Source organism: Streptomyces radiopugnans, from assembly GCF_900110735.1.
Lineage (GTDB): Bacteria > Actinomycetota > Actinomycetes > Streptomycetales > Streptomycetaceae > Streptomyces > Streptomyces radiopugnans.
Genome location: NZ_FOET01000004.1, coordinates 359,907 through 384,434, shown reverse-complemented (window position 1 = coordinate 384,434; position 24,528 = coordinate 359,907). Strand labels below are relative to the sequence as shown.

21 protein-coding genes are annotated in these 24,528 nt (G+C 74.3%); 14 read left to right on the top strand and 7 right to left on the bottom strand.

Features of this window, described 5'->3' with window-relative positions:
- Nucleotides 1-177 precede the first annotated feature (177 nt).
- Nucleotides 178-3,486, top strand: coding sequence for an AfsR/SARP family transcriptional regulator (locus BMY40_RS11965; RefSeq protein ID WP_177213971.1), 3,309 nt, complete (start codon nt 178-180; stop codon nt 3,484-3,486).
- Between the two features lie 69 nt (nt 3,487-3,555).
- Here BMY40_RS11965 and BMY40_RS11960 read toward each other — a convergent pair whose 3' ends face one another.
- Both BMY40_RS11960 and BMY40_RS11955 read right to left on the bottom strand, forming a co-directional pair.
- Nucleotides 3,556-4,209: a ScbR family autoregulator-binding transcription factor gene (locus tag BMY40_RS11960; RefSeq protein WP_245770026.1), complete on the bottom strand. Its 654-nt coding sequence runs from the start codon at nt 4,207-4,209 to the stop codon at nt 3,556-3,558.
- Between the two features lie 658 nt (nt 4,210-4,867).
- Nucleotides 4,868-5,482: a TetR/AcrR family transcriptional regulator gene (locus BMY40_RS11955; protein ID WP_245770025.1), complete on the bottom strand. Its 615-nt coding sequence runs from the start codon at nt 5,480-5,482 to the stop codon at nt 4,868-4,870.
- A 307-nt stretch (nt 5,483-5,789) separates the two neighbouring features.
- On the opposite strand from BMY40_RS11955, the gene BMY40_RS11950 reads away from it, so the two are divergent.
- The 6 genes from BMY40_RS11950 (at nt 5,790) to BMY40_RS11925 (ending at nt 11,523) form a co-directional block, all read left to right on the top strand.
- A complete protein-coding gene (locus tag BMY40_RS11950; protein WP_093658455.1) occupies nt 5,790-6,635 on the top strand; it encodes a HipA family kinase in 846 nt (281 codons plus the stop codon).
- On the top strand, nt 6,632-7,027 hold the full coding sequence (locus tag BMY40_RS11945) for a DUF3037 domain-containing protein (protein WP_093658453.1): 396 nt from the start codon (nt 6,632-6,634) through the stop codon (nt 7,025-7,027). Before BMY40_RS11950 ends, BMY40_RS11945 begins: the two co-directional genes overlap by 4 nt.
- A gap of 174 nt (nt 7,028-7,201) precedes the next feature.
- Complete coding sequence (fabG, locus tag BMY40_RS11940) at nt 7,202-7,963, top strand: 3-oxoacyl-ACP reductase FabG (protein WP_093658451.1); 762 nt, start codon at nt 7,202-7,204, stop codon at nt 7,961-7,963.
- 47 nt (nt 7,964-8,010) lie between these two features.
- Complete coding sequence (locus BMY40_RS11935) at nt 8,011-8,766, top strand: SDR family oxidoreductase (protein ID WP_093658449.1); 756 nt, start codon at nt 8,011-8,013, stop codon at nt 8,764-8,766.
- Between the two features lie 377 nt (nt 8,767-9,143).
- The gene (locus BMY40_RS11930) at nt 9,144-10,724 is read left to right on the top strand and encodes an ABC transporter substrate-binding protein (protein ID WP_093658447.1); all 1,581 of its coding nucleotides are present in this window, start codon (nt 9,144-9,146) and stop codon (nt 10,722-10,724) included.
- A 127-nt stretch (nt 10,725-10,851) separates the two neighbouring features.
- Nucleotides 10,852-11,523 carry a uracil-DNA glycosylase gene (locus BMY40_RS11925; RefSeq protein ID WP_093658632.1) on the top strand — a complete coding sequence of 224 codons (672 nt, stop codon included), beginning with the start codon at nt 10,852-10,854 and terminating at the stop codon, nt 11,521-11,523.
- A gap of 40 nt (nt 11,524-11,563) precedes the next feature.
- Here the strand turns inward: BMY40_RS11925 and BMY40_RS11920 are convergent, their stop codons facing one another.
- A complete protein-coding gene (locus tag BMY40_RS11920) occupies nt 11,564-11,998 on the bottom strand; it encodes a DUF3224 domain-containing protein (protein ID WP_093658445.1) in 435 nt (144 codons plus the stop codon).
- 105 nt (nt 11,999-12,103) lie between these two features.
- Here BMY40_RS11920 and BMY40_RS11915 point away from each other — a divergent pair, with 105 nt between their 5' ends.
- Together BMY40_RS11915 and BMY40_RS11910 are read left to right on the top strand one after the other, a co-directional pair.
- Nucleotides 12,104-13,135 (top strand): helix-turn-helix transcriptional regulator, encoded by a 1,032-nt coding sequence (locus BMY40_RS11915; protein ID WP_093658443.1) that lies wholly within the window; start codon nt 12,104-12,106, stop codon nt 13,133-13,135.
- A 92-nt stretch (nt 13,136-13,227) separates the two neighbouring features.
- Nucleotides 13,228-13,734 (top strand): hypothetical protein, encoded by a 507-nt coding sequence (locus BMY40_RS11910; protein ID WP_093658442.1) that lies wholly within the window; start codon nt 13,228-13,230, stop codon nt 13,732-13,734.
- On the opposite strand, the gene BMY40_RS11905 is transcribed toward BMY40_RS11910, so the two are convergent.
- Entirely contained in the window at nt 13,722-14,198 is a 477-nt protein-coding gene (locus BMY40_RS11905; RefSeq protein WP_143071765.1) for a hypothetical protein, read from the bottom strand. The genes BMY40_RS11910 and BMY40_RS11905 overlap by 13 nt on opposite strands.
- A gap of 337 nt (nt 14,199-14,535) precedes the next feature.
- Between BMY40_RS11905 and BMY40_RS11900 the strand changes: the two genes are divergently transcribed.
- Nucleotides 14,536-15,441: a Gfo/Idh/MocA family protein gene (locus BMY40_RS11900; RefSeq protein ID WP_245770024.1), complete on the top strand. Its 906-nt coding sequence runs from the start codon at nt 14,536-14,538 to the stop codon at nt 15,439-15,441.
- On the opposite strand, the gene lnt is transcribed toward BMY40_RS11900, so the two are convergent.
- On the bottom strand, nt 15,413-16,975 hold the full coding sequence (gene lnt, locus BMY40_RS11895) for an apolipoprotein N-acyltransferase (RefSeq protein ID WP_093658436.1): 1,563 nt from the start codon (nt 16,973-16,975) through the stop codon (nt 15,413-15,415). The two genes, BMY40_RS11900 and lnt, sit on opposite strands and share 29 nt — an antisense overlap.
- Nucleotides 16,976-17,208: 233 nt before the next feature.
- Between lnt and BMY40_RS11890 the strand changes: the two genes are divergently transcribed.
- Genes BMY40_RS11890 through BMY40_RS11880 form a run of 3 tightly spaced genes read left to right on the top strand, consistent with a single transcriptional unit; the run spans nt 17,209 to nt 21,452 of the window.
- Nucleotides 17,209-18,045 (top strand): universal stress protein, encoded by an 837-nt coding sequence (locus BMY40_RS11890; protein ID WP_093658630.1) that lies wholly within the window; start codon nt 17,209-17,211, stop codon nt 18,043-18,045.
- A 39-nt stretch (nt 18,046-18,084) separates the two neighbouring features.
- Nucleotides 18,085-18,939: an HAD family hydrolase gene (locus tag BMY40_RS11885; protein ID WP_093658434.1), complete on the top strand. Its 855-nt coding sequence runs from the start codon at nt 18,085-18,087 to the stop codon at nt 18,937-18,939.
- 17 nt (nt 18,940-18,956) lie between these two features.
- Entirely contained in the window at nt 18,957-21,452 is a 2,496-nt protein-coding gene (locus tag BMY40_RS11880) for a glycoside hydrolase family 65 protein (protein WP_093658628.1), read from the top strand.
- Between the two features lie 44 nt (nt 21,453-21,496).
- Here BMY40_RS11880 and BMY40_RS11875 read toward each other — a convergent pair whose 3' ends face one another.
- Entirely contained in the window at nt 21,497-21,832 is a 336-nt protein-coding gene (locus BMY40_RS11875; RefSeq protein ID WP_093658432.1) for a hypothetical protein, read from the bottom strand.
- Nucleotides 21,833-21,966: 134 nt separating this feature from the next.
- Entirely contained in the window at nt 21,967-22,965 is a 999-nt protein-coding gene (locus tag BMY40_RS11870; RefSeq protein WP_093658626.1) for a PP2C family protein-serine/threonine phosphatase, read from the bottom strand.
- A 435-nt stretch (nt 22,966-23,400) separates the two neighbouring features.
- Here BMY40_RS11870 and BMY40_RS11865 point away from each other — a divergent pair, with 435 nt between their 5' ends.
- Nucleotides 23,401-24,525, top strand: a complete 1,125-nt coding sequence (locus BMY40_RS11865; RefSeq protein WP_425443102.1) for a CapA family protein — start codon at nt 23,401-23,403, stop codon at nt 24,523-24,525.
- Nucleotides 24,526-24,528: the final 3 nt, after the last annotated feature.

Here is a 24,528-nt window from a genome sequence, read left to right as displayed (position 1 = left end):
TACTTCCGGGAGCGCCACGTCATCCGGCGGACAAGACTGTGCGCGAAGGCGCTTCGGACGGGCTTCGGAGCCGCTGACGGTCCGCTGACGGCCTTCCCCGGATGGCGGGTGCGACGGGTGCGGGAGGGCCGGGATACGCGGGCGCGCGGCGCGGACCGGACGTGTACCGTTGCTCACATGCGGTTTGGGTTACTCGGGCCACTCGCGGTGTGGGACGACGAGGGGAAGGCGATCAGGGTTCCCGAGGCCAAGGTCCGGACGCTGCTGGCGGACCTGCTCGCGCACGGCGGGGACCCGGTGTCCGCGGACCGCCTCGTCCACGACCTGTGGGGCGACGAACCGCCGGGCAAGCCGGCGGGAGCCCTCCAGGCCAAGGTCTCCCAACTGCGCCGCGTCCTGGGCCGGGACCGCGTGGTACGGGAGGGGCCGGGCTACCGGCTCCGGCTCGACCCGGCCGCCGACGAGGTGGACGCCGACCGCTTCCGGGCACTCGTGGCCGAGGCCGGGCCAGTACGCGATCCCCGCGCACGGGCCGCGCTGCTCACCGAGGCCCTCGACCTGTGGCGGGGGCCCGCGTACGCGGACTTCGCGGACGAGGAGTTCGCGCGGGGGCCCGCGCACCGCCTCACCGAGCAGAGGCTGTCCGTTCTGGAGGAGCAGGCCGAGGCGCGGCTGGCGGCGGGAGACCATGTGCTCCTCGCGGGGGAGCTGGCCGACCTGGTGGCCCGGTACCCGCTGAGGGAGCGCCTGCGCGCCGTCCAGATACGGGCTCTCTACCTCGCGGGCCGCCAGAGCGAGGCCCTGGCGTCGTACGAGGACCTGCGGGCCCATCTGGTCGGCGAACTGGGCGTCGATCCCGGACCCGAACTCGGCGCGCTGCACCAGGCGGTGCTCCGCCAGGACCCGATGCTCCACCGGGATCCGCTCCCCCCGGTGCCGTCCGCGCCGGGCCCCGTCCGGGCGGGGACGGCTTCCGGGTCGGCTTCCGGGTCGGCCGGGCCGCCGCCCGCAGCGGGGCCCGACTCGAACCTGCCCGTCCCGCTCACCTCCCTCATCGGCCGGGACCAGGCCCTCGCCCGGCTCTCCCGGCTCCTGGGCGTCGCGCGCCTGGTGACCCTCACCGGGCCCGGCGGCGTCGGCAAGACCCGCCTGGCCGTGGCGGCGGCCGCCGCCACGGCGGCTGACGCCACGGCCGGCGGGCACCCCGACGGCGTCTGGCTCGTGGAGTTCGCCGGCGTTCGCGCCGGAACCTCCGCCGACCTCGCCCAGGTCGTCGCCGCCACCCTCGGCATCCGGGAGGACGCCCCCTCCGCGCTGCCGGGCAACGGGACCGGTGCCGGGGAGCGGCCACCCGCACAGCGCCTCGCCGCCGCACTGCGGGACCGCCGCGTCCTGCTCGTCCTGGACAACTGCGAGCATGTCGTCGACGCCGCCGCCGAACTGGCCGAGCTGCTGCTGCGCACCGCGCCCGGCCTGCGCGTGCTGGCCACCAGCCAGGAGCCGCTCGGCCTGGCCGGAGAGGCCGTGTTCCTGGTCGAGCCCCTGCGGACCGCCGACGCCGTACGCCTGTTCGCCGAACGCGCCGCCGCGTCCACCCCCGGTTTCCGCCTCGACCGGGAGGCGTCCGACCAGGAGGCCGTCGCCGAGATCTGCCGCCGCCTCGACGGCATCCCGCTGGCCCTCGAACTCGCCGCCACCCGCGTGCGCGCTCTGGGAGTGCGGGAACTGGCGGCCCGTCTCGGCGACCGGTTCCGGGTGCTGACCTCCCGGCAGCGGGGCGCGCCCGCCCGCCAGCAGACCCTGCGGGCCATGATCGACTGGAGCTGGGAGCTGCTCAGCGCACCCGAGCGGATCGTCCTGCGCCGCCTCGCGGTGCACAGCGACGGCTGCGACCTGGAAGCCGCCGAGGCGACGTGCGCGGGCGACGGCGTCGCCCGTGAGGAAGTGCTCGACCTGGTGACGCGTTTGGTCGACCGGTCACTGGTGGTCGTCGTGGACGGCCCCACCGGGCCGCGCTACCGGTTGCTGGAGTCCGTCACCGCGTACGCGGCGGAGCGGCTGGACGAGATGGAGGACCTCACCGCCGTACGCGACCGCCATCTGCGCTACTACCTCGCACTCGCCGAGCGTGCCGAGCCCGGGCTGAGAGGTGCGGACCAGCGGACCTGGCTCGCACGCCTGGACGCCGAGGCCGGCAATCTACGCGCGGCACTCGACGAGGGGATCCGCCGAGCGGCCGAGGGGCGGGCCGCCGAGGCGGTGAGGCTCGCCACCGCACTGTCCTGGTGGTGGCTGCTGTGCGGCCGCTTCACCGAGGCCCGCCGCAGCCTGGCGGCCGTCCTGGCCGCCGCCGGGGGCAACGCGCCGGAAACCGTTCTGCTGCACGCCGCGTTCGCGCTGCTCACCGGCGACCGCACCGAGGCGGACCTCGACGCGGCCGCCGACGCCGTCCCCGACCCCGTGCGCAGTGCCCGCGCCCTGTGGCTGTGCGCGTACGGGATGTTCAGCGCGGGCGAAGCCGCCGCCTGTGACGGACTGAACGCGCGCGCCCTCGGTCTCTTCACCGCAGCGGGCGACCGATGGGGGACCGCCGCCGCCCTCGGCCTGCGGGCGACACTCGCGCTGATCCGCGGCGACCTCGCGGGACTCGGCCGCGACGGCCTGCGCAGCGCCGAACTCTTCCGCGAACTGGGGGACCGCTGGGGGGAGTTGCAGACCGTCTCACCGCTCGCCGCACTCGCCGAGATCAGGGGCGACTACGACGACGCGGCACGCCGTCAGCGTGAAGGGCTGGGCATAGCGCGGGAACTGGGCCTGGAGACGGAGGTGTCGGCCCGGCTGTCCGGGCTCGGCCGGCTCGCGCTGCTGGCCCGCGACTGGGAGCGGGCCCGCGATCTGCACGAGCGGGCACGCCGCATCGCCGTGGAACAGGGCTACAAGTACGGCGAGATCCATTCGGAGATGGGCCTCGCGCTCGGCGCGCGCCGCTCCGGCGACCTCGACGGAGCCGAGGCGCACCTGATGCGCATCCGCGACGGCTACGCGGACGTGTCCTCGGAGGCGGGCGACCACCTGCTCCTCGCCGAACTCGGCTTCGTGGCCGAACTCCGCGGTGACGCGGACCGGTCCGTCGCCTGCCACCTGCGCGGTCTGGACATCGCCCGCTCCCTGGGCGAGCCCCGAGCTCTCGCCCTCTCCCTGGAAGGCCTCGCGGGGGCGGCGGCGCTGCTCGGTAACGGGAACGGGCAGGCCGCCGCGTGCGCGGCCGTGCTGCTCGGGGCGGCGAACGCGGCGCGGCGAGGCCTGGGAGCTCCGCTGCCGCCCGCCGAGCGCGGCGATGTCGACCGCATCGCGGCGGCGGCCCGGAAGACCCTGGACGAGCTCGCCTTCACACAGGCGTTCGAGCGCGGTGCGCGGCTGACCGCGGAGGAGGCGGTGCACCACGCGTGTACGGCACTCGGCTGGCCGACCGACGGGGCCGGGTGAGGACGCCCCGCGGCCCTGGACCGCTCCGCGCCCGGTGCCGCGTCCACTCGCGGCCGGGCCCCCCGCCCTTCAGCGGTGCGGGGCGGACGGGCACAGGTCGATGTCCTCCTCGGCGCAGGGGATGATCGTCCGCAGCATCGCGATGGTCCGCTCCGGGAGATCGGCGTGGTTGTTGAGCACCCAGGAGATGTGCTGCGCGCCGAAGAAGGCGGACACCAGGACGGTGGCGAGCGTGGTGGGGGAGGGGGAGCCGTCCCGCGGGCCCGTCCTCTCCTTCCTCGCCAGCCAGGAGGTGATCAGATCCGTGTACGCCTCGTACGGGACCGGGAGCCGGATGCCGACCAGCTGCCGCTCCAACTGCAGACGCGCCCCGGCCTGGAGCACGGTCTCGTCGCGGAAGGCCACGGCCGTCCGGACCAGGAGCTCGACGACGGAGCTGACCGGCGGGAGCCCCAACTCCTCGACGGAGTCCGCGATGGCTGCGATCCGCCGGTAGAACAGGTCGGTCACCGCGACCGCGAGGGCTTCCTTGTTGTCGTAGTGGAAGTAGACCGCGCCCTTGGTCATCCCCGCGGAACGGGCCACGTCCAGGATGGTGACGGCGGGATAGCCCTTGACGGCGAACGCCTTGGCGGCGGCGTCGAGCACGCGCTCCCGCGTCCGTACCGCGCGCTCCTGCTTGAGCGTCTTCTCCTGATGGGACGCCAGCGGCCACGGGGTCACGCGATTTACCATCCCGATGCTCTTCGCAGAAGTGATTTCCTGATGTCCGCCGACGCGATCCGGCGGGCTCCTGTCCGGCCGGCACACCGGCACCGTGCCGCCCCTCCCGGCCACCGCTCCGCCGGACGGAATCCGTACGGGCCCCGATGAGCCGCGGAGGCGGGGGCGGAACCGCCTTCCTCCCGTCCCCGCCCTGTGTGCGGCGGGGTGTTCGGGCCGTTGCCGCCCTCTCGTCGGGAAACAGAACAACCCATGCCTTGCCTCTCCCCAGGGTCTCGGGCATGGTCGGCGGTCCGGTTACATACCGTTGAGAAGGAATCTTACTTCAGAATGGCGGAAAACCGAAGGCTCCAGTATGGCGCGACCGCGGTGGGCTGTGGCGCCCGAAGTGCCCGCGCCGTCCCTCCGTTCACCGGATAGGCCGCTGTTCCGCGAGCCCACGGGCTTCACGCGGACATTTCGGTCCCCGGTCACGGAAGCCGGGAACGGACGGCCGATGACGCCCCGTGGGGCACGGGCGATGCCCGGCGTGACCGGAAGCTGACGGTAGGTGCGCGGTGGCGCCACCGTCCGGCGGGTGGGTTCTCCTCACGTTCGGGCCGGGGCCGTCCGCCGTTCCCGGGGTGCCGGAGTCGTCCGGCGCCCGACGGGCCGGTGCTCACCGGGCGGGGCAAGGCCCTTCGGGCCGGTCGGCCGGCGCCGCGGTGTTCCGCGAGAGCAACCGCAGCACCTGGCAGACCTGTTCGGCGCCGTCGCAGGGGCCGTTCGGCGGCGTCGTGTAGTACGTACCGAAGATCAGCGACAGGACCAGTGAGCTGATCAGCTCCGGGCTCTGCGCGGCGGTCAGCTCCTCCTGCTCCTGGGCCTCGCCGATGATCCGGGTCAGCACGGCCGACAGGTCGGCTATCACCACCGGGACCTTTCCCCGGGTGCACGCCTCCTCGCAGACGAGGCGGAGGCCGGCGCGGAAGCGGATGTCCGTGTGCATGCGATGCATGAAGCCGGCCGTGATGCGGTGCAGGTTCGTCAGCGGCGGGTCGCTGTCGCCTATCTCCTGCAGCAGTTCGCGCCATATCTGGTCGAACTCGGCGGTGAACACGGCGGCGAGGGCGTTCTTGGACGGGAAGTGGGCGTACAGGGCGCCCTTGGTCATGCCGACGTGGGCTGCGATGCGTTGCAGGTTGGCCCCCGCGTAGCCGTGCCGCGAGAATTCGTCGGCCGACGCGTCTAAGAACCTCTCCTGGGTCCTGAAGGCTCTCTCTTGTTTCGTCACGATGCCCCTCCGGAAACGCTTGATCACGCAGAATAACAGTCTATGGAGAATTTTTTGGCCCGGGGCTCCGAAGGCGACGGGGAGCGGTGCGGCCACAGCGGTGTGGCCGCATGGGCGCTCGTGTCGGCGGGAGTTCCCGAACGCGGTACCGGTGTGTGCGCGCCGCTGCCGGAGAGGCAGGGGAAGCCGAGCGTCGGCCGGAACTCCCCGGATTCTCCCCAGGGCTGATCGTGCTGGTGCCCTCGGGGTGTATTCGTCCGGAGTCGACCGTGGATTGCAAGGCCGGGGCTTCCGATAGCCTGTGAAAATGCTTCCCGAAGTCACCGCCACGCGCTACGTGACGCCCCTGCGCGAGGGCGGCTCGCTGCCCGGCATCGTCGAGGCCGACGACCTGGGCACCTATGTCGTGAAGTTCACCGGAGCAGGGCAGGGCCGCAAGACCCTGGTGGCCGAAGTGCTGTGCGGGCGGCTCGCCCAGCGGCTCGGCCTGCGCGTGCCCGATCTGGTGCGCGTGCGGCTGGATCCGGTGATCGGCCTGGGCGAGCCCGACCAGGAGGTGCAGGAGCTGCTCAAGGCCAGTGGCGGGCTGAACCTGGGGATGGACTTCCTGCCCGGCTCGATGGGCTTCGACCCGCTCGCCTACCGGGTGAGCGGGGAGGAGGCCGGGCGCGTGGTGTGGTTCGACGCCCTGACGGGCAACGTCGACCGCTCCTGGCGCAACCCCAACATGCTGGTCTGGCACGGCGACCTGTGGCTCATCGACCACGGTGCCAGCCTGATCTGGCACCACAACTGGGCCACCGCGGACAAGGCGGCCGACAAGCCGTACGACGCCTCCGACCACGCCCTGGCGCCCATGGGGCCGGACATCGCCTCGGCCGCCGCCGAACTGGCGCCGCGGGTGACCGAGGAACTGCTGGCCGAGTGCGCGGCCGACATCCCCGACGAATGGCTGGCGGACGAGCCCGGCTTCGACACACCGGAGGCGCTGCGCCGCGCCTATGCCGAGGTGCTGGCCGCCCGGGCCGGTACGGTCCACGAGCGGATCACCGTCGGCGCCCCGAGCCAGGACGGGCCCTCCCGGGCTCCCGGCTGGCTGAAGGACTGGGCGGACGCCGTCAGCGGGCTGAAGAAGGGCGGAGGTGCGCGGTGAGCGGGCGGTACAGCGGACGCGACGTCTTCGAGTACGCCGTGCTGCGCGTCGTCCCCCGTGTGGAGCGCGGCGAGATGATCAACGCCGGGGTCGTCGTCTACTGCCGTGCCCGGTCCTTCGTCGCGGCCCGCACCCATCTGGACGTCGGACGGCTGCGGGCGCTCGATCCGCACGCCGACGTCGAGGGGGTCCGGGCGGCCCTGCACGCGGTGGAGTGCCTGTGCCGCGGCGGGGCGGAGGCCGGGCAGGCCGCGGCCGACGACGCCGGGCGGCGCTTCCGGTGGCTGGTCGCCCCCCGCTCCACCGTCCTCCAGCCGGGGCCGGTGCACACCGGGCTGACCGCCGACCCCGAGGCGGAGACCGAGCGGCTGCTGGAGGTGCTGGTGCGCTGAGGGGCGCACCGGAAGCCCCGGCGCGCTCGGCGTACCGGGAGGCGCATAGGCCCGGACGTGGGCTGGGCCTCACCGCGCCTGTGGCCGTTGACACAGCGTGTCCGTGCTTCTAGCGTCACGTCTGCCGAAGGTACTAAGCGGTTGCTCACCCATTCGAGTGCGAGGAGAACCAGCATGCCCACCACCGAGCAGCGTGTCGCGATCGTCACGGGCGGAGCCCGGGGGATCGGCGCCGCCACCGCCGTCCGGCTCGCCGCCGAGGGCCGGGCCGTCGCCGTGCTCGACCTGGACGAGTCCGCCTGCGCGGACGTCGTGGAGAAGATCACCGCGGCGGGCGGCAGGGCGCTGGCGGTCGGCTGCGACGTGTCGGACACCGAGCAGGTGGAGGCGGCCGTCGCGCGGGTCGCCGACGAGCTGGGCGCACCGACCGTCCTGGTCAACAACGCCGGTGTGCTCCGCGACAACCTGCTGTTCAAGATGAGCGACTCCGACTGGGACACCGTCATGAACGTGCACCTGCGCGGTGCCTTCCTGATGTCCCGGGCCTGCCAGAAGCACATGGTCGACGCCGGCTTCGGCCGGATCGTCAACCTCTCCTCCAGCTCCGCCCTCGGCAACCGGGGCCAGGCCAACTACGCCGCCGCCAAGGCCGGTCTGCAGGGCTTCACCAAGACCCTCGCCAAGGAACTGGGCAAGTTCGGCATCACCGCCAACGCCGTGGCCCCCGGCTTCATCGTCACCGACATGACCGCCGCCACCGCCGCCCGCGTCGGCATGGGCTTCGAGGACTTCCAGAAGGCCGCCGCCTCCCAGATCCCCGTCCAGCGCGTGGGCAGGCCCGAGGACATCGCGAACGCCATCGCGTTCTTCACCGGCGAGGAGGCCGGTTTCGTCTCCGGCCAGGTGCTGTACGTGGCCGGCGGCCCGCTCGACTGACGGCCGCCGACGGCCGCACCGCAAACGACGGAACGGAAGAGAAGTTCATGGCAGTGCAGGACAGCGGCAGGGTCGCCCTGATCACCGGAGCGAGCCGCGGCATCGGCTACGGCATCGCCGAGGCGCTCGTGGCCCGCGGTGACCGGGTGTGCATCACCGGCCGCAACGAGGACGCCCTCGCGGAGGCGGTGAGGCGGCTCGGCGCGGACCGGGCCATCGGCGTCGCCGGGAAGGCCCACGACGAGGCCCACCAGGCGGAGGCCGTCGAACGCACCATGGAGGCGTTCGGCCGCGTCGACCACCTGGTCAACAACGCGGGCACCAACCCGGTCTTCGGGCCCATCGCGGAACTGGACCTGAACGTCGCCCGCAAGGTCTTCGACACCAACGTCCTCTCCGCGCTCGGGTTCGCCCAGCGCACCTGGGCGGCCTGGCAGAAGGAACACGGCGGCACCATCGTCAACATCGCCTCCGTCGCAGGGCTGTCCGCCTCGCCCTTCATCGGCGCCTACGGCATCAGCAAGGCCGCGATGGTCAACCTCACCCTCCAGCTCGCCCACGAGCTGTCGCCGGGCGTGCGGGTCAACGCCATCGCCCCGGCCGTGGTGAAGACGAAGTTCGCCGCCGCGCTCTACGAGGGGCGCGAGGAGGAGGTGGCCAGGCGCTACCCGATGGGGCGGCTGGGCACCCCCGAGGACATCGGCGGAGCGGCCGCCTTCCTCACCTCCGACGACTCCGGCTGGATCACCGGCCAGACCCTCGTGGTCGACGGCGGGATCTTCCTCAACGCCGGGGTCGAGTGACCCCAGGGCCTCCGCGCACCGCGACGGCGCGCGTCCCGGCCCGCACCCCTCCGGCGCCGTGCCGCCCCGCCGGGGCGGCACGGCGCCGGTCCGCGTCCTGACACGGCTCCCGCACTCTGCGCGACCACCGGGGCCCCGCCGGACGAAGTCCTGATCTTGCCCGGTCCAGAAGCCTGTCAGCCCCGTCATATGCTGCGGTAAGGTCTGCCACGTCCTCGGCACGACAGGCCCGTTGAGACCCTGCCGTACGTGTGGTGGCACGCGCTCCGCACCGTGGCGCGCGCTCCGTCCCGTCAGCCGATGGATCCCCCCACAGCAACCCAGGCAGTAGTGGCATCTAGTGGCATAAGTGGCATAGCCGACCGAGGAGCGTGCAAGTGTTCAGCCAGAACAAGCCTCTGAAGGGCGCAGTCGTGCTGGTGACAGCGACCCTGCTCGCCGGATGCGGCTCGCTGCTCGGTGACGGCGAGAGCGAGGAGGCGATCGTGGTCGGCACCACGAGCACGCCGAGCGTCCTCGACCCGGCCGGCGCCTGGGACGGTTCGTGGGAGCTGTACCGGAACATCTACCAGACCCTGCTGCACTTCCCGAGTTCCAGCGGCACCCCGGAGCCCGACGCCGCCCAGCGCTGCGGTTTCACCGACACCGTCAGCAGCGTCTACCGGTGTGTCCTGAAGAAGGACCTGACGTTCTCCAACGGCAACGTGCTGGACGCGGAGGCGGTCAAGTACTCCATCGAGCGCACCCTGGAGATCAAGGCGCCCACCGGCCCCGCCCAGCTGCTGCAGAGCATCGACCGCATCGAGACGTCCGGCGAGCGGACGATCATATTCCACCTCAAGCGGCCGGACGCGACCTTCCCGCTGGTCCTCGCCACCCCCGCCGCGTCCATCGTCGACCCCGCCGCCTATCCGGCCGACCGGCTGCTGGAGTCGGACAAGGTCAGCGGCTCCGGACCGTACCTGCTCGACGGCTACAAGGAGGACGAGCGGGCCGAGCTGGTCAGGAACCAGAAGTACAAGGGCTCCGCGGAGGTCAAGAACAACGCCGTGACCGTTCGCTACTTCAAGGACTCGGCCAAGATGGTCGAGCAGCTCAAGAGCGGCGAGGTCGACCTCACCTACCGCGGCCTGACCCCGGAGCAGATCGACGACTTCGGGAAGAACCGCAGCGACCACCCGGACATCAAGCTCAACGAGGTCTACGGCACCGAGATCCGCTACCTGGTGTTCAACCCGCACCACGAGTCGGTCGCCGAGCCCGCCGTCCGCAGGGCGGTCGCCCAGGTCATCGACCGCAAGGCACTGGTGCGCAACGTCTACAAGCGCACCGCCGCCCCGCTGTACTCCATGGTCCCCGGCGGGATCACCGGCCACACCAGCGCCTTCTACGAGGAGTACGGCGAGCCCAGCGTGGAGGCGGCCCGCACCACGCTCGGCCAGGCCGGGATCGAGGGGAAGGTGAAGCTGACCCTCTGGTACACCACCGACCGCTACGGCGCGACGACCGCCGAGGAGTTCGCCGAGATCGAGCGGCAGCTGGAGGCGTCCGGGCTGTTCGACGTCACCCTGGAGGGCCGCGAGTGGCGCGAGTTCCAGGAAGGCATCACCGAGGAGAAGTACCCGGTGTTCGGCCGCGGCTGGTTCCCCGACTTCCCGGACGCGGACAACTACATCTCGCCGTTCGTCGGCAAGGAGAACGCCCTGGGCACGCCGTACGAGCACAAGGTCCTGACCGGCACGCTGCTGCCCAAGTCCCGCAAGGAGAGCGACCGGGGCGCGGCCAGCGCCGCTTTCACACAGGCGCAGAAGATCCTGGCCGAGGACGTCCGGCTGCTGCCCCTGTGGCAGGGCAAGCTCTACATCGCCGCGCACAAGGACATCGCCGGTGTGGAGTGGAGCATCGACTCCTCGACGATCATGCGGCTGTGGGAGCTCGACCGCAAGAAGAGCTGGTGACCCGGGAGGGCGGCCGCCGGTGACCGCCTGCGCGGCGCGGCTGTCGGCGGTCACCGGTACGTTCTGGGGTACGCGCCCGGGTGAGGCGCGCGGAACCGACACCGGAGGTCTGTCTCACGTGAACGCCATGCTGCCCGAGTCCTGGCAGAAGGTCCTCGGCGACGAGCTGGAGAAGCCCTACTTCAAGGAGCTCACCGAGTTCGTCGAGGAGGAGCGGGCGCGCGGGCCGGTCTACCCGCCCCGCGAAGAGGTCTTCGCGGCGCTGGACGCCACCCCGTACGACCAGGTCAAGGTGCTCGTCCTCGGGCAGGACCCGTACCACGGCGAGGGGCAGGGCCACGGGCTGGCGTTCTCGGTGCGGCCCGGGGTGCGGATCCCGCCGTCCCTGCGGAACATCTACAAGGAGCTGCAGGCGGACCTGGGCTGCCCCGTCCCGGACAACGGCTATCTGATGCCGTGGGCGAAGCAGGGCGTACTCCTGCTCAACGCGGTGCTGACGGTCCGGGCCGGGGAGGCCAACTCCCACAAGGGCAAGGGCTGGGAGAAGTTCACGGACGCGGTGATCCACGCCGTGGGCGCCCGCCCCGACCCGGCCGTCTTCGTGCTGTGGGGCAACTACGCGAAGAAGAAGCTGCCGCTGATCGACACGGAGCGGCACACGGTGGTCCAGGGCGCGCACCCCTCGCCGCTGTCGGCGAAGAAGTTCTTCGGATCACGCCCCTTCAGCCGGATCAACGAGGCGATCGCGGCGCAGGGGCACACGCCGATCGACTGGTGCATCCCCAACCTCGGCTCCTGAGCCGTCTTCCGGACGGCCCGGGCGGCGTTCCCGGGCCGGCTCAGCCCAGACCGTAGTCGAAGGTGTAGGCGACGGACGGCTCGCCGTGCACGGCGGTGAAGCCGCCCGTCCCCCGCAGCCCGGCCAGCTCGCCGGTGGCCGACCCGGGCACCACCTCGAAGACGCAGTGCACGGTGCCCTTCTCGTCGAAGGTGCCGCGCTCGGCGAGCACGAAGGAGCCCGCGCGTCCGTCGAGGGTGCCGGAGACCAGCTCGTGGCCGGTGAAGCTGCCGGCGGAGCCGGACTCTCCCGTGGTGTAGACGATGGTGTACGCGCACGAGGTCCCGGTGGCCGCGATGCCGCCGGTGAAGTGGTTGGTGACGACGGCGGAGGCCAGTTTCGGGCCGCCGCCGTCGCCTTCGCCGCCGCCGGCCTCGGCGACGACCTTCTCCTGCCAGTCGGCGAAGGTGAAGCTGCCGGTGGTGTGCGTGGTCATGGGGCTCCTCACATGCGATGGCGCGGGCCCTCCCCGCGCCGGCCGCCACCACTGTCCCGCCCGTACCTGACATCTCCTGTCAGGTACGGGCGGCAGACTGTCGCCATGCGCGCCGACCGCCTTCTGCAGATGCTCCTGCTGCTCCAGAACCGGGGCCGGATGACCGCACCGGAACTCGCCGCCGAGCTGGAGGTCTCCGTCCGCACCGTCTACCGCGACGCCGAAGCGCTCATCGCCTCCGGCGTGCCGCTGACCGCCGAACGGGGACCGGAGGGCGGCTACCGCCTGATGGAGGGCTACCGCACCCGGCTGACCGGCCTCACCGGCGAGGAGGCCGACTCCCTGTGGCTCGCCGGGATGCCGGGGGCCGCGGCCGAGCTGGGGCTGGGCGCCGAACTGGCGACCGCGCAGCTCAAGCTGCGTGCCGCGCTCCCCGCGCAGCTCGCCGAGCGCACCCGGCGCGTCTCCGAGCGCTTCCACCTCGACGCCCCGGCCTGGTTCCGGGACGCCGACCCCGTACCGCACCTGGCACGCGTGGCCGAGGCCGTCTGGGAACAGCGGACGCTGCGCGTCCACTACCGCCGCTGGAAGGGCGAGGTGCGCCGCGAGCTGCATCCGCTCGGGCTCGTCCTCAAGGGCGGCATCTGGTACCTCGTCGCCCGGTCCGTCCACGGTCCGGACGGCGACGGCGGCGGGCCCCGCCCCCGGGAGGACCTGCGCACCTACCGGGTCTCGCGCATCCTCGCCCTCGAGGTGCCGGGCGAGCGCTTCGAGCGGCCGGCCGGCTTCGACCTCGCGGCGCACTGGGCCGAGGTCGCCGGCCGTCTGGAGGCCGGCCGCCTGCGGGACGAGGCGCTGCTGCGGCTCTCCCCGCGCGGCCTGCGACTGCTGCCCATGCTCTTCGGCGCGGTGGGCGCGCGGGCGGTCCGGGAGGCCCGGGAGACGGACGGGCCGGACGGGGACGGCTGGGTGAGGGCGCTCCTCCCCGTGGAGAGCACACCCGTGGCGGTGGGCGACCTGCTCCGGCTCGGGGCGGAGGCCGAGGTGCTCGGCCCGGCCGGACTGCGCGCGGCGTTCGCCCGGGAGGTGGAGGCGCTGGCACGCAGGTACGGACGGGGCACCGGTGAGAGCGCCTGAGCGCCGCGGCCGCCGTCGGCGGCTAGCGTCGGAGGACGGCGCGGGAAGGACGTCCGCGCCGCCGGCACCGACACCACCACACAGGAGAGCCCGTGGCGGAGCATCGGCAGGAGACGGGAGCGGCGGGGGAGGAGGGGAGTGCGGCGGGCGAGCCGCTGCCGACCAGGATCGGCCAGGCGGTCATCCTGCACCGGGGCGGGGACCGGGAGGAGGCGCGCAACCGGCTGGCGGGCCTGTGGGAGGAGACGGGCGAGGACGGGGACCCCTTCCACCGCTGCGCCATCGCCCACTACCTGGCCGGCACCCAGGACGACCCCGTGGCCGGGCTCGAGTGGGACCGGCGCGCGCTGGCCGCCGCGAAGGCCCCGGCCGGGGACCGGGCGGCCGTACGGGCCCTGCTCCCCTCGCTCCATCTGAGCCTGGCCGCCGGCCACGCCGGGCTCGGCGACCACGCCGCCGCCCGGCGCGAGCTGGCCCGGGCCCGCGGAGCTGCGGGGGAACTGCCCGACGACGCGTACGGCACGGGCGTCAGGGCCGCCATCGAGAGGCTGTCGCGGCGGCTGGCGGCCACCGGCGAGCCGCCGTGTCAGTCGCCGTAGACCTGCCGGCAGGTCCGCGCCGGTTCGCCGTCCGCGGCCCAGCCGCCGTACACCTCCCCGAGCCCGCACACGTCCGTGCCGGGCCACCGGGAGGAACCGCCGGGGGAGCCGCCGGAGGCGCGCTCCGGGCGGGCGGGGCCGGAGGGGAGGCGTTCGCGCCGCGGCGGGCGGGGAGCCGGACGCGTGGCGGGCGGGAAGGCGGGGGCCGACGCGGACGGCGAAGCGTACCGGGGCGGGGAGGGGGTGCCGGGCCGCTCCGGGCCCTCCTCCACCCTTGCGAGGGTCTCGTGTGCCGCCCCGGGGGTCCGGGGCGGTCCGGTGTCCTGCCGGGGCAGGGCGGGGCCCGTGGGAGGGGCCGGCGGTCCACCCTCCTCCGGCCGCTGGCCGCCCGCCACCGTGACGCACCCCGAGACGGCCGCCAGGGCGGCTCCGGCCAGCAGCAGGGCGCTTCGCACATGTCGCACCCGGCCAACTCTCCCGCACCGCGCGGCCGCCGGGAACTCCCCCCAGGAGTGACGCGGGTGGCCTCCTGCGCCTTCGCGCACCTCCTGTGCCTGACGGGGCCCGTGTGACCGGTGGCGGGGCCCGCCGGAGCGCCTCCCCGCCCGGCACACCGTGCCGGGGAGCACCGCCCCCGCCGCACCGTACGGCCGGCGACGGCACGCGCCACCCGGAAGCCGCCGCACGCCGCGTATGCTGCCGGTCCGCGGGGAACACGGGGCGGCGGCGCGGCGGACGCGCCCCGAGAGGCCCCGGACAGCACCGGGCGGCACCGGACGACGGCGAAACCAAGGGGGTTCCGTGAGGATCGGAGTGATCGGGCTCGGCGACATCGCGCAGAAGGCGTACCTGCCGGTGCTCACCGCCCAGCCGGGACTGGAGCTCCATCTGCACACCCGCACCCGCGCCACCCTGGAGCGGACGGCCGAGGCCCACCGGATCCCCGGCCCGCAGCGGCACACGGACCTCGACGGGCTGATCGCGGCCGGCCCCGACGCCGCGTTCGTCCACGCCCCGACGGCCGAGCACCCCGCGATCGTCGCCCGGCTGCTGGAGGCCGGGGTCCCCACCTACGTCGACAAGCCGCTCGCCTACACCCTGGCCGGGTCCGAGCGTCTGGTGCGCCTGGCCGGTGAGCGGCGCGTCCCGCTCGCCGTCGGCTTCAACCGCCGCCACGCACCCGGCTACGCCCAGTGCCTGGAGCACCCGCGCGACCTGATCCTGATGCAGAAGAACCGCATCGGGCTGGCGGCCGACCCGCGCGAGGTGGTCTACGACGACTTCGTCCACGTCGTCGACACCCTCCGGTTCCTGCTGCCCGGGCCGGCCGGGCACATCGACGTCCGCGCCCGGGTCAGGGACGGGCTCCTGCACCACGTGGTGCTCCAGATGTCGGGCGACGGCTTCACCGCGATCGGCGTCATGAACCGGATGAGCGGCAGTGCGGAGGAGGTCCTGGAGGTCTCCGGGCGGGACACCAGGCGCCAGGTGTTCAACCTCGCCGAGATCGTCGACCACAAGGGCCAGCCCAGCGTCCGCCGCCGCGGGGACTGGGTGCCGGTGGCCCGCCAGCGCGGCATCGAGCAGATCACCCTGGCCTTCCTCGACGCCGTGCGCACCGGGCGGCACCTGGACGCCGAGGACGCCCTGCGCACCCACGAGCTGTGCGAACGGGTCGTCATCGCCGCGCTGGAGCAGGCCCGGTAGCCGCCCTCCGCGCACCGGGCGGCCGCTTCCCCCACCCCCCGCGCCGCAATCCCCCGTGCCGGAACCGGCGCGCCGCCGCCACGGCCGCCGCCGACAGCAGCGAGCCCAGCGCGGCGGCGACGGCCCAGTCGCCGAACCGGACGTAGGCGGTGGTGCCCGAGGCGAGCGGCACCTCGTAGACGGCGGCCCCGCTCCGCTCGGTGCCCAGCCGCCCGCCCACCGGCTCGCCGCGCGGGCCGTGCACCGCGCTCACCCCCGTCAGCGTGGCGTGCACCATCGGCCGCCCGCCCTCCGCGGCCCGCAGCGCCGCCAGGGAGGCGTGCTGGGACGGCGCCCAGCTGTCCTGGAAGGTGGAGGTCGCCGACTGGGCGACGAGCAGCTCGGCGCCCTCGCGCACCAGCACCCGGCCGGTGTCGGGGAAGGCCGACTCGAAGCACACCAGCGGGCCGGTGCGCACCCCGACGCTCTCCATCACCACCGGCGCGTCCCCGCGCCTGCGGTCCTCCCCGGCAGCCCTGCCCACCGCCGTCGCCCAGCCCAGCAGGGAACGGGCCGGCACGTACTCGCCGAACGGCACCAGCCGCATCTTGTCGTAGCGCTCCCCGGTGGGCCCCTGCGGGCCCACCGCCACCGAGCTCTTGAAGATCCCCGGCCCGCCCGGCCGCCGGGCGTCCACGTTCACCAGCAGCGGCGCCCCGACCCGCGCGGACAGCGCCGCCAGCCGCTCGCTCAGGTCCGGGCGCTCCTCCAGGTCGTAGCCGACGCTGCTCTCGCCCCACACCACCAGGTCCACCTCCCGGTCCGCCAGGCCGCGGGTCAGCCGCTCGCCGGCGTCGAAGCGCGCCTCGGCCCCGGCGACCACACCGGGTTGCACCACCGCGACGCGGACCGTGCCCGACGACCGCGGCAGCGGCGCCCACGCCCAGGCCGCGGCCGGGACCAGCACGCACACCGCCGCCGCGGCCGCGGCGGCCCGCCGCGCGCCGGGCACCGCGACCAGTACCGCCAGCGCGGTGTTCGCCGCCACCACCCACAGGGTGACCAGCCACACCCCGCCCAGCGAGGCCAGCCGGAGCGCGGGCGGCACCTGCCACTGGCTCGCCCCCAGCAGAGCCCACGGCCCGCCCAGGTACTCCCAGGAGCGCACCAGTTCGATCACCAGCCACGCCGAGGGCACCAGCACCACCGCCGCCACCGCCCGGCCCGGCGCCGGCGACCCTGCCAGCAGCCGCCGCACCAGCCACCCCCACGGGGCCCACAGCAGCCCCATCAGGGCCGCCACCACCACGACGAAGACGTGCAGGCTCGGCGCCAGCCAGTGATGGGTGGCCAGCAGGAAACCGGTCCCGCCCAGCCACCCCTCCACGGCGGCACGCCCCCCGCTCCGCGCCGTGCGCAGCAGCAGCAGCCACGGGACCAGCGCGGCGTAGGCCCACCACCACAGCGACGGGGCCGGGAAGGACAGGGCGGGCAGCGCGCCCGCCGCCACCGCGAGCGCCCCGCGCCGCCACCCGGACCCTGCGGACACCCGCATGCCGCGCCTCCCTCGCCTCGGCCGGGCCGGTGTGCGGACCCCGCCGCGCCGGAGGGCCGGACGCAGGGCCGTGCCGCGGGACGGGCGGCCGAGAACCGCTCGCCGCGGGTTTCACCGGTCCGTATGCGGGTCACCGTTCCCAGGAACCGGCGGGTGAACCCGCGGCCCGCCGGCCGGAACGGGCGGCCCGGGACCGGGAGACCGCAGGAGGCCGGGACAAGGAGGTGGCGGCGGTGGAGCTCCCCCTGCTGGTGGGCGTCGACGGATCCGGGCCCGGCCTGCTCGCGGTGGACTGGGCCGCGGACGCGGCGGTCCGGCACTCGGCACCGCTGTGCCTGGTCCACGGCGTCGAGGACCGCGGGGAGGACGGCCCGGAGCCGGAGGAGCTGATGTCCGCCGCGGCGGAGCGCGTCCGCCTGCGCGCCCCCGGCGTACGGGTGACCACCGTAGTCCTCGACGAGGAGCCCGGAACCGCGCTGGTCCACGCCGGCCGCAACGCGTTCGCCCTCGTCGTCGGCTCACGGGGCCGGGGCGGGATCGCGGGCCTGCTGCTGGGCTCGGTGGGGCTGGAGGCGGCCGGCCGGGCCGACTGCCCGGTGGTCGTCGTACGCGGCGGGGAGACCGCCCGCACCGGCGGCCACGGCCGGATCGTCCTGGGCGTCGGGGACAGGGTGGACGGCTCGCCCGCCGCCCACTTCGCCTTCCGCGAGGCCGCCGCCCGGCACTGCCGGCTGCACGCCGTACGGACCTGGCGCCGGCCCGCCCACACGGCGGAGAACCACCTGCTGCTCCAGGGCAGTCCGGCCGGCGCCCGCCGCCGGGAGGCGATGGACCACCTGGACGGCGCCCTGCGGGCCGCGGCGCGGGAGTACTCCGGGATCGACCTGCACCTGCACGCGGTGGAGGGCTCCACCCGCGCGGTGCTGCTGGAGGAGTCGCGCCGGGCGGACCTGCTGGTGATCGGCGCCCACCGCCGGCAGGGCCGCCTCGGCCTCCAGCTGGGGGTGGTCGACCACACCGTCATCCACCACGCCGACTGCCCCGTGGCCCTCGTACCGGAGCACATCTGACCCGGACCGCCCCCGACGACCCCACTGGACGGAGTGACCATGCCGCCTGCCGCAGCCGCAGCCCGGGACCCGGAGGAGGACGCCGCGCCGGCACACCGCCTGCACGGCCTGAGGGCCGTGGTGTTCGACACCGACGGGGTGATCACCGACTCCGCCCGGGTCCACGCCGCGGCCTGGAAGGAGGCCTTCGACGACTGCCTGCGCGAGTGGCGCGAACGCGGCGGCGGACGGCCGGGGGAGGAGCCGCGGGACCGGTTCCGCCCGTTCGACGTCCAGGAGGACTACCGGCGGTACGTCGACGGCAGGTCCCGGCTGGACGGCGCCGCCGCCTTCCTCGCCTCGAGGGGCCTCGACCTGCCGCCCGGCGAGCCGGACGACCCGCCCGGCAACGGCACCGTCCGGGCCGTCGCCGCCCGCAAGGAGCGGCTGTTCACCGCCGCGCTGCGGCAGGGCGGCGTCGAGGCCTGGCCCGGCACACTGCGGCTGCTGCGGGTCCTGCACCGTGAAGGGGTGCCCATGGCGGTGATATCCGCCTCCCGGCACGCCAGGGAACTGCTCTCGGGCGCCGGGGTGCCGCAGGTGTTCGACGCCGTGGTGGACGGCCACGAGGCGGCCCGGCTGCAGCTGCCCGGCAAACCGGACCCCGCGGTGTTCCTGGAGGCCGTCCGGCGCCTGGGGGTGCCTCCAGGGCAGGCGGCCGTCGTCGAGGACGCGCTCGCCGGTGTCGAGGCGGGCCGCCGGGGCGGCTTCGGACTGGTCGTCGGGGTGGACCGGACGGCCGGCCCCACCAGCGCGCGGGACCTGCGCGACCACGGGGCCGACGTGGTCGTGACCGACCTGGCCGAGCTGCTGCCGCCCGGTCCCCGCGCCGGCCGGCACGACGAGGAGGGCTGACAGTGGTGGAGGGGACCGTGGATCGCTGGGAATGGGCCTACGAGGGCTACGAGCCGATGGAGGAGCGGCTGCGCGAGGCCCTGTGCACCCTGGGCAACGGCTACTTCGCGACCCGGGGCGCGGCTCCCGAGACGGACGCCGGAGGACCCCACTACCCGGGCACGTACGTGGCGGGCTGCTACAACCGGCTGGTGTCCACCGTGGAGGGCGGCGAGGGCAGCGCGGCCAGGGACGTCGAGAACGAGGACATGGTCAACATGCCCAACTGGCTGCCCCTGCGCTTCCGGATCCTCGACGGCGCCTCCGACGGCGGCCCCGGCGACCCTCCCGGCGGCCCCGCGGACAACCCCGCGGACAGCCCCGTGAGCGGTCTCGGAGACGGATCCGCCCCTTCCTGGTGGACCCCCGACGACGGCGGGCTGCTGGCCTACCGGCAGCGGCTGGACCTCAGGCACGGCGTCCTGGCCCGGATCCTGCGCCTGGAGGACGCCGCCGGCCGGCGGCTGCGCGTCGAGCAGCACCGGCTGGTCCACATGGGGCAGCCGCACCTGGCCGCGCTGCGCACCGTCCTCACGGCGGAGAACTGGACCGGCACGCTCGAGGTCGAGTCCGCTCTCGACGGCGGCGTCGCCAACGAGGGCGTGGAGCGCTACCGGGCCCTGAACGGCCGCCACCTGACCGGCCACAGCACCGGATCGACGGCGCCGGACACCGTCTGGGTGCGCTGCCGCACCACGAACTCGGAGATCGGCGTCGCCCTGGCCGCCCGCACCCGCCTGGAGAGCGGCGAGGCCGTCTCGGCGCGCACCGACCTGAGCGGAGTGCGGCCCGCGCGGCGGCTGACCGTCGCCGTCCGGCCCGGGCGGCCCGTCACCGTCGTCAAGACCGTGTCCCTGCACACCTCGCACGACATCGCGGTCAGCGAGCCGCTGCACGCCGCGCTGGAGGACATCGACCACGCGCCCGGCTTCCCCGACCTGCTCGACACGCACCGCGCCGCCTGGGACGAGCTGTGGCGGCACGCCGAGCTGGAGGTGCCGGGCGAGGCGGGCCACATCCTGCGGGTCCACCTCTTCCACGTCATGCAGACGCTCTCCCCGCACATCACCGACCTGGACGTGGGGGTCCCGGCGCGCGGACTGCACGGGGAGGCGTACCGGGGGCACGTCTTCTGGGACGAGCTGTTCGTCCTGCCCTACCTCAACGTCCACTTCCCGGAGGTCTCCCGGGCCCTGCTGGCCTACCGGCACCGGCGGCTGCCCGAGGCCGTCCGGGCCGCGGAGGACAGCGGCTACGAGGGCGCGATGTTCCCCTGGCAGAGCGGCAGCGACGGGCGCGAGGAGACCCAGACGCTGCACCTGAACCCGCGCTCGGGCCGCTGGCTGCCCGACCACTCCCGTCTCCAGCACCACGTGGGCTCGGCGATCGCCTACAACATCTGGCAGTACTGGCAGGCCAGCGGCGACACCGACTTCATGCACACCCGGGGCGCCGAGACGCTGCTGCGGATCGCCCAGTTCTGGGGGAGTGCCGCGCGGTACGACGCGGACCTGGGGCGCTACCGCATCCTCGGAGTGGTCGGCCCCGACGAGTACCACGAGGCCTACCCGGACAGGGAGCGGCCCGGCCTGGACGACAACGCCTACACCAACGTCACCGCCGCCTGGGTGCTCGGCCGGGCCCTGGAGACGCTCCGGACCGTCCCCGAACCGCTGTGCGAGGAGCTGTGCCTGAAGCTCGGCCTGGACGGGGAGACGCTGGAACGCTGGGACGACGTCTCCCGGCGGCTGCGGGTGCCCTTCCACGCGGGCGTCATCAGCCAGTTCGACGGCTACGGGGAGCTGGCCGAACTGGACTGGGAGGGCTACCGCCGCAGGTACGGGGACATCCGCCGGCTGGACCGGATCCTGGAGGCCGAGGGCGACACCGTCAACCGCTACCAGGCCTCCAAGCAGGCCGACGCGCTGATGCTCGGCTACCTGTTCCAGCCCGCCGAACTGGCGGGCCTGTTCGAGCGGCTCGGCTACACCCTCGACGACGAGCTGTGGCGGCGCACGGTCGACCACTACCTGCACCGCACCAGCCACGGCTCCACCCTCAGCTCCCTGGTCCACGGGTGGGTGCTGGCCCGGGTGCGGCGCCCCGAAGCCTGGCGCTACGTACAGGAGGCACTGGTCAGCGACATCGCCGACATCCAGGGCGGTACGACGGCCGAGGGCATCCACCTGGGCGCCATGGCCGGGACGCTGGACCTCGTGCAGCGCGGGCTGACCGGCCTGGAGACCCGCGGGGGCGCCCTGCGGATGGACCCCGCGCCGCTCCCGGAACTCTCGGAGTTCGGCTTCACCATCCGCTACCGGCACCACTGGGGGGTGGGGGTGCGGATGCGCTCGGACAGGATGCGCGTCAGCCTGCCCGGGTCGGCCGAGGCGCCCGTGCGCCTGGTGCTGCCCGACCGGACCGTCACCGTCGAGCCCGGCGAGTCGGCCTGGCTGGACCTGGCCGGCCGGTGAGGGCCGGCCGGTTAGGACCGGCGGGCGGCAGACGGCCGGGCCGCTCAGCCGGAGCCCGGCCCCGGCCGTCCGGGCCGGCGGCCCGCGCGGCGGCCGGCCCGGCCCGCCGCGCCCATGACCAGGGCGGAGAGGAACACCAGCAAGCCGACCGCCGGATGCAGCACCATCAGCGCCGGGACCAGGAAGAGGCAGACGCCGACGAGCAGCCACAGGCGGTGCGGTGTCCCCGGGCCGGCCTTCAGCCGGGTCTCCGCCGCTCCGGTCTCCGCCTCGCCGAAACCCCGGAACAGGGCGGCCAGGCGGGCGTCACGCAGCAGCGCCCGTTCGGTCTCGTGGAGGATGCGGAGCTCTCGTAGGGTGAGGCGACGGGATTCGTTCATGGTCTCGGTCCAGCTCGGTCGGTGCGGACTGCTGCGGTCTGTCCTCTGCCGGGTACCCCCTCCGAGCGGGTGAATCTTTCGAATTCCGGCGATCCGGCCGACGGTCCGGCCACCGGCCGGCGGTCCGGCCCGGCTCACACCTCGCGGTACCGCAGGAGCAGCATCGCCGCGTCGTCCTGCAGCGGCCCCCCGACGTGTGTGACCAGATCCCGGCACAGCGACTCCAGCCCGATGTCCGGGTTCGTCTCGCGCAGCAGGAAGGCGCGCCGGACCAGCGGGTAGAAGCGGTCGTCCGGATCGCGCGCCTCGGTCACACCGTCGGTGTACAGCAGCATCTGGTCGCCGGGGGCGAGTGACAGGCCGTACGGCTCCGGGGGCTTGAGGTCGAGGCCCATGCCCAGGGGCGGCGCGGTCTCGGGCGGCTCCGCCAGATGGGCCGTCCCGTCCGCGCGGACGACCAGCGGTGAGGGGTGGCCGTGGTTGAGCAGGGTCACCGAGCGGTCCTCGTGTGTCTCGGCCAGGACGGCCGTGACGAACCGCTCCTGTGTCATGTGCCGGTTGACCGACCGCTCCAGCCGGGCGCTCACCGCCGCCAGGTCCGGCTCGTCGTACGCGGCCTCCCGGAACGCGGCCAGGACGACCGCGGCCGTCTCCACCGCCTCCAGGCCCTTGCCCTGGACGTCGCCCACGATCACCCGGACCCCCGAGGGCGAGTTGACGACCTCGTACAGATCGCCCCCGATCCGGGCCTCGGCCACCGCGGAGGTGTAGGAGACCGCGATCCGCAGGTGCCCCGCGGCCCGGGGCACCGGACGCAGCAGCACCCGCTGCGCCACCTCGGCGATGGACCGCATGTTCGCCAGCTCGGCCTCGCGCCGCTGGCGGATGGCGGCCGCGACCAGCCCGGCCGCCGACACCCCGGCCACCGACAGGAGCGCCGTGTAGCCGCGCGTGGTCTCCAGCAGGCCGTCGTAGGAGGCCAGGCAGAAGCACAGGACCAGCGCCAGCAGCCCGATCAGCGCGGTGCGGCGCATGCCGCCGACCAGACTGGCGAAGGCGGGACCGAGCGACAGCAGCGGCAGGAACCCCACCCCCGGACCGGCCGTCACGTCCACCAGGGCGACGACGGTCATGGCCGCGAAGGGCAGCCCGGCCAGGAGTCGGTAGCTGTCGTCGTCGCGCTCGGCCAAGTTGAACTCCGGGGTTCGGTGCGGGTTCCCCGCGGTTGCCTGCGAACAGCTTCCCAGGCCGAGGCGGCGCGGAAAAGCGACCCGCGCGGTCGCGCCGTTTCCCGCGCCCCCGCGTCGTCCGTCACGTACCCCGTTCCGGCGTCCGCGCGATCCGTTCGCCCGGTCGGCTCAGCCGGGCGCCGCCGGAGGTGCCGCACACCCCGCCGCCGCCCACGCTGCCGGAGAGGAGCACGGCGCGCCCTCCCGGGGCGTCGTGCCGGGACGCACAGGAGGCGAAGGATGCGCCGGATCACACCAGTGGGGGCGGCAGCCGGACGGAGCGCACCGCGGACGACCGGACGCACGGACGCGGGCGGGGCGGCGAACCGGATACGCCGGATACGCCGCGGCCGCCCGATACGCCCCGCGGGCGCGGCCGCCGCGCTGGCGCTCGCCGCGCTCGCCGCGTGCACCGCGCCCGGCACCGCCCCGGGAGAGGACCGGGCGGCGCGGGCGGAAGGGGGCAGGCCGTTCACCGTGGTGGCGACCGGCGACATCATCCCGTACCCGTCGATCATCGAGCAGGCCCGGCGTGACGCGGGCGGCACCGGACACGACTTCACCCGCATCCTCGCGGGCGTGAAACCGGTGGTCGCGCCCGCCGACATCGCGCTGTGCCACATGGAGACGCCCTACGGCGACGAGGACGGCCCCTTCACCGGCTATCCGCTGTTCCGCTCCCCGCCCCAGCTCGCGCGGGCTCTGCGGACCACCGGCTACGACAGCTGCTCGACCGCCTCCAACCACAGCCTCGACGACGGCTTCGAGGGCGTGCGCCGCACCCTCGACGCGCTGGACGCGGCGGGAGTCCGGCACACGGGCACCGCCCGCAGCGCGGCGGAGGCCGCCCGCCCGGCGCTGCTGGAGGCCGGCGGCGCCCGGATCGCCCACCTGTCGTACACCTACGGCACCAACGGCATCCCGCTCCCCGGGGACCGGCCGTGGGCGGTGAGCCTGCTGGAGCCCGACCGTGTGCTCGCCGACGCCCGCGCCGCCCGCCGCGCCGGGGCCGACGTGGTGATCGTCAGCCTGCACTGGGGAACGGAGTGGCAGCAGGCGCCCGACGCCGCGCAGAAGGAGCTGGCCCGCAGGCTCACCGCCGCGCGCACCGGCGCAGGCAGGGACATCGACCTGCTGATCGGCACCCACAACCACGTGCCCCAGCCCTACGAGAAGGTGAACGGCACCTGGGTGGTCTACGGCCTGGGCGACCAGGTCGCCAGCTTCGTCCCCGAGGAGAAGCGCAGCGGCAACGAGGGGTCCATGGCCCGCTTCACCTTCGCCCCCGAGAACGGCCGCTGGAGCGTCGCGAAGGCCGAGTTCCTGGTCGGCCACTCCGACACCGGCCCGCCCTTCCGCGTCGTACGCGCCACCGCGGAGAACTTCCCCGAGGTGCACGCGCGGGTGCGCGAGGCGGTACTGAGCCGGGGCGCGGGCGAGGACGGTCTCACCGAGGGCCGGTGAGAC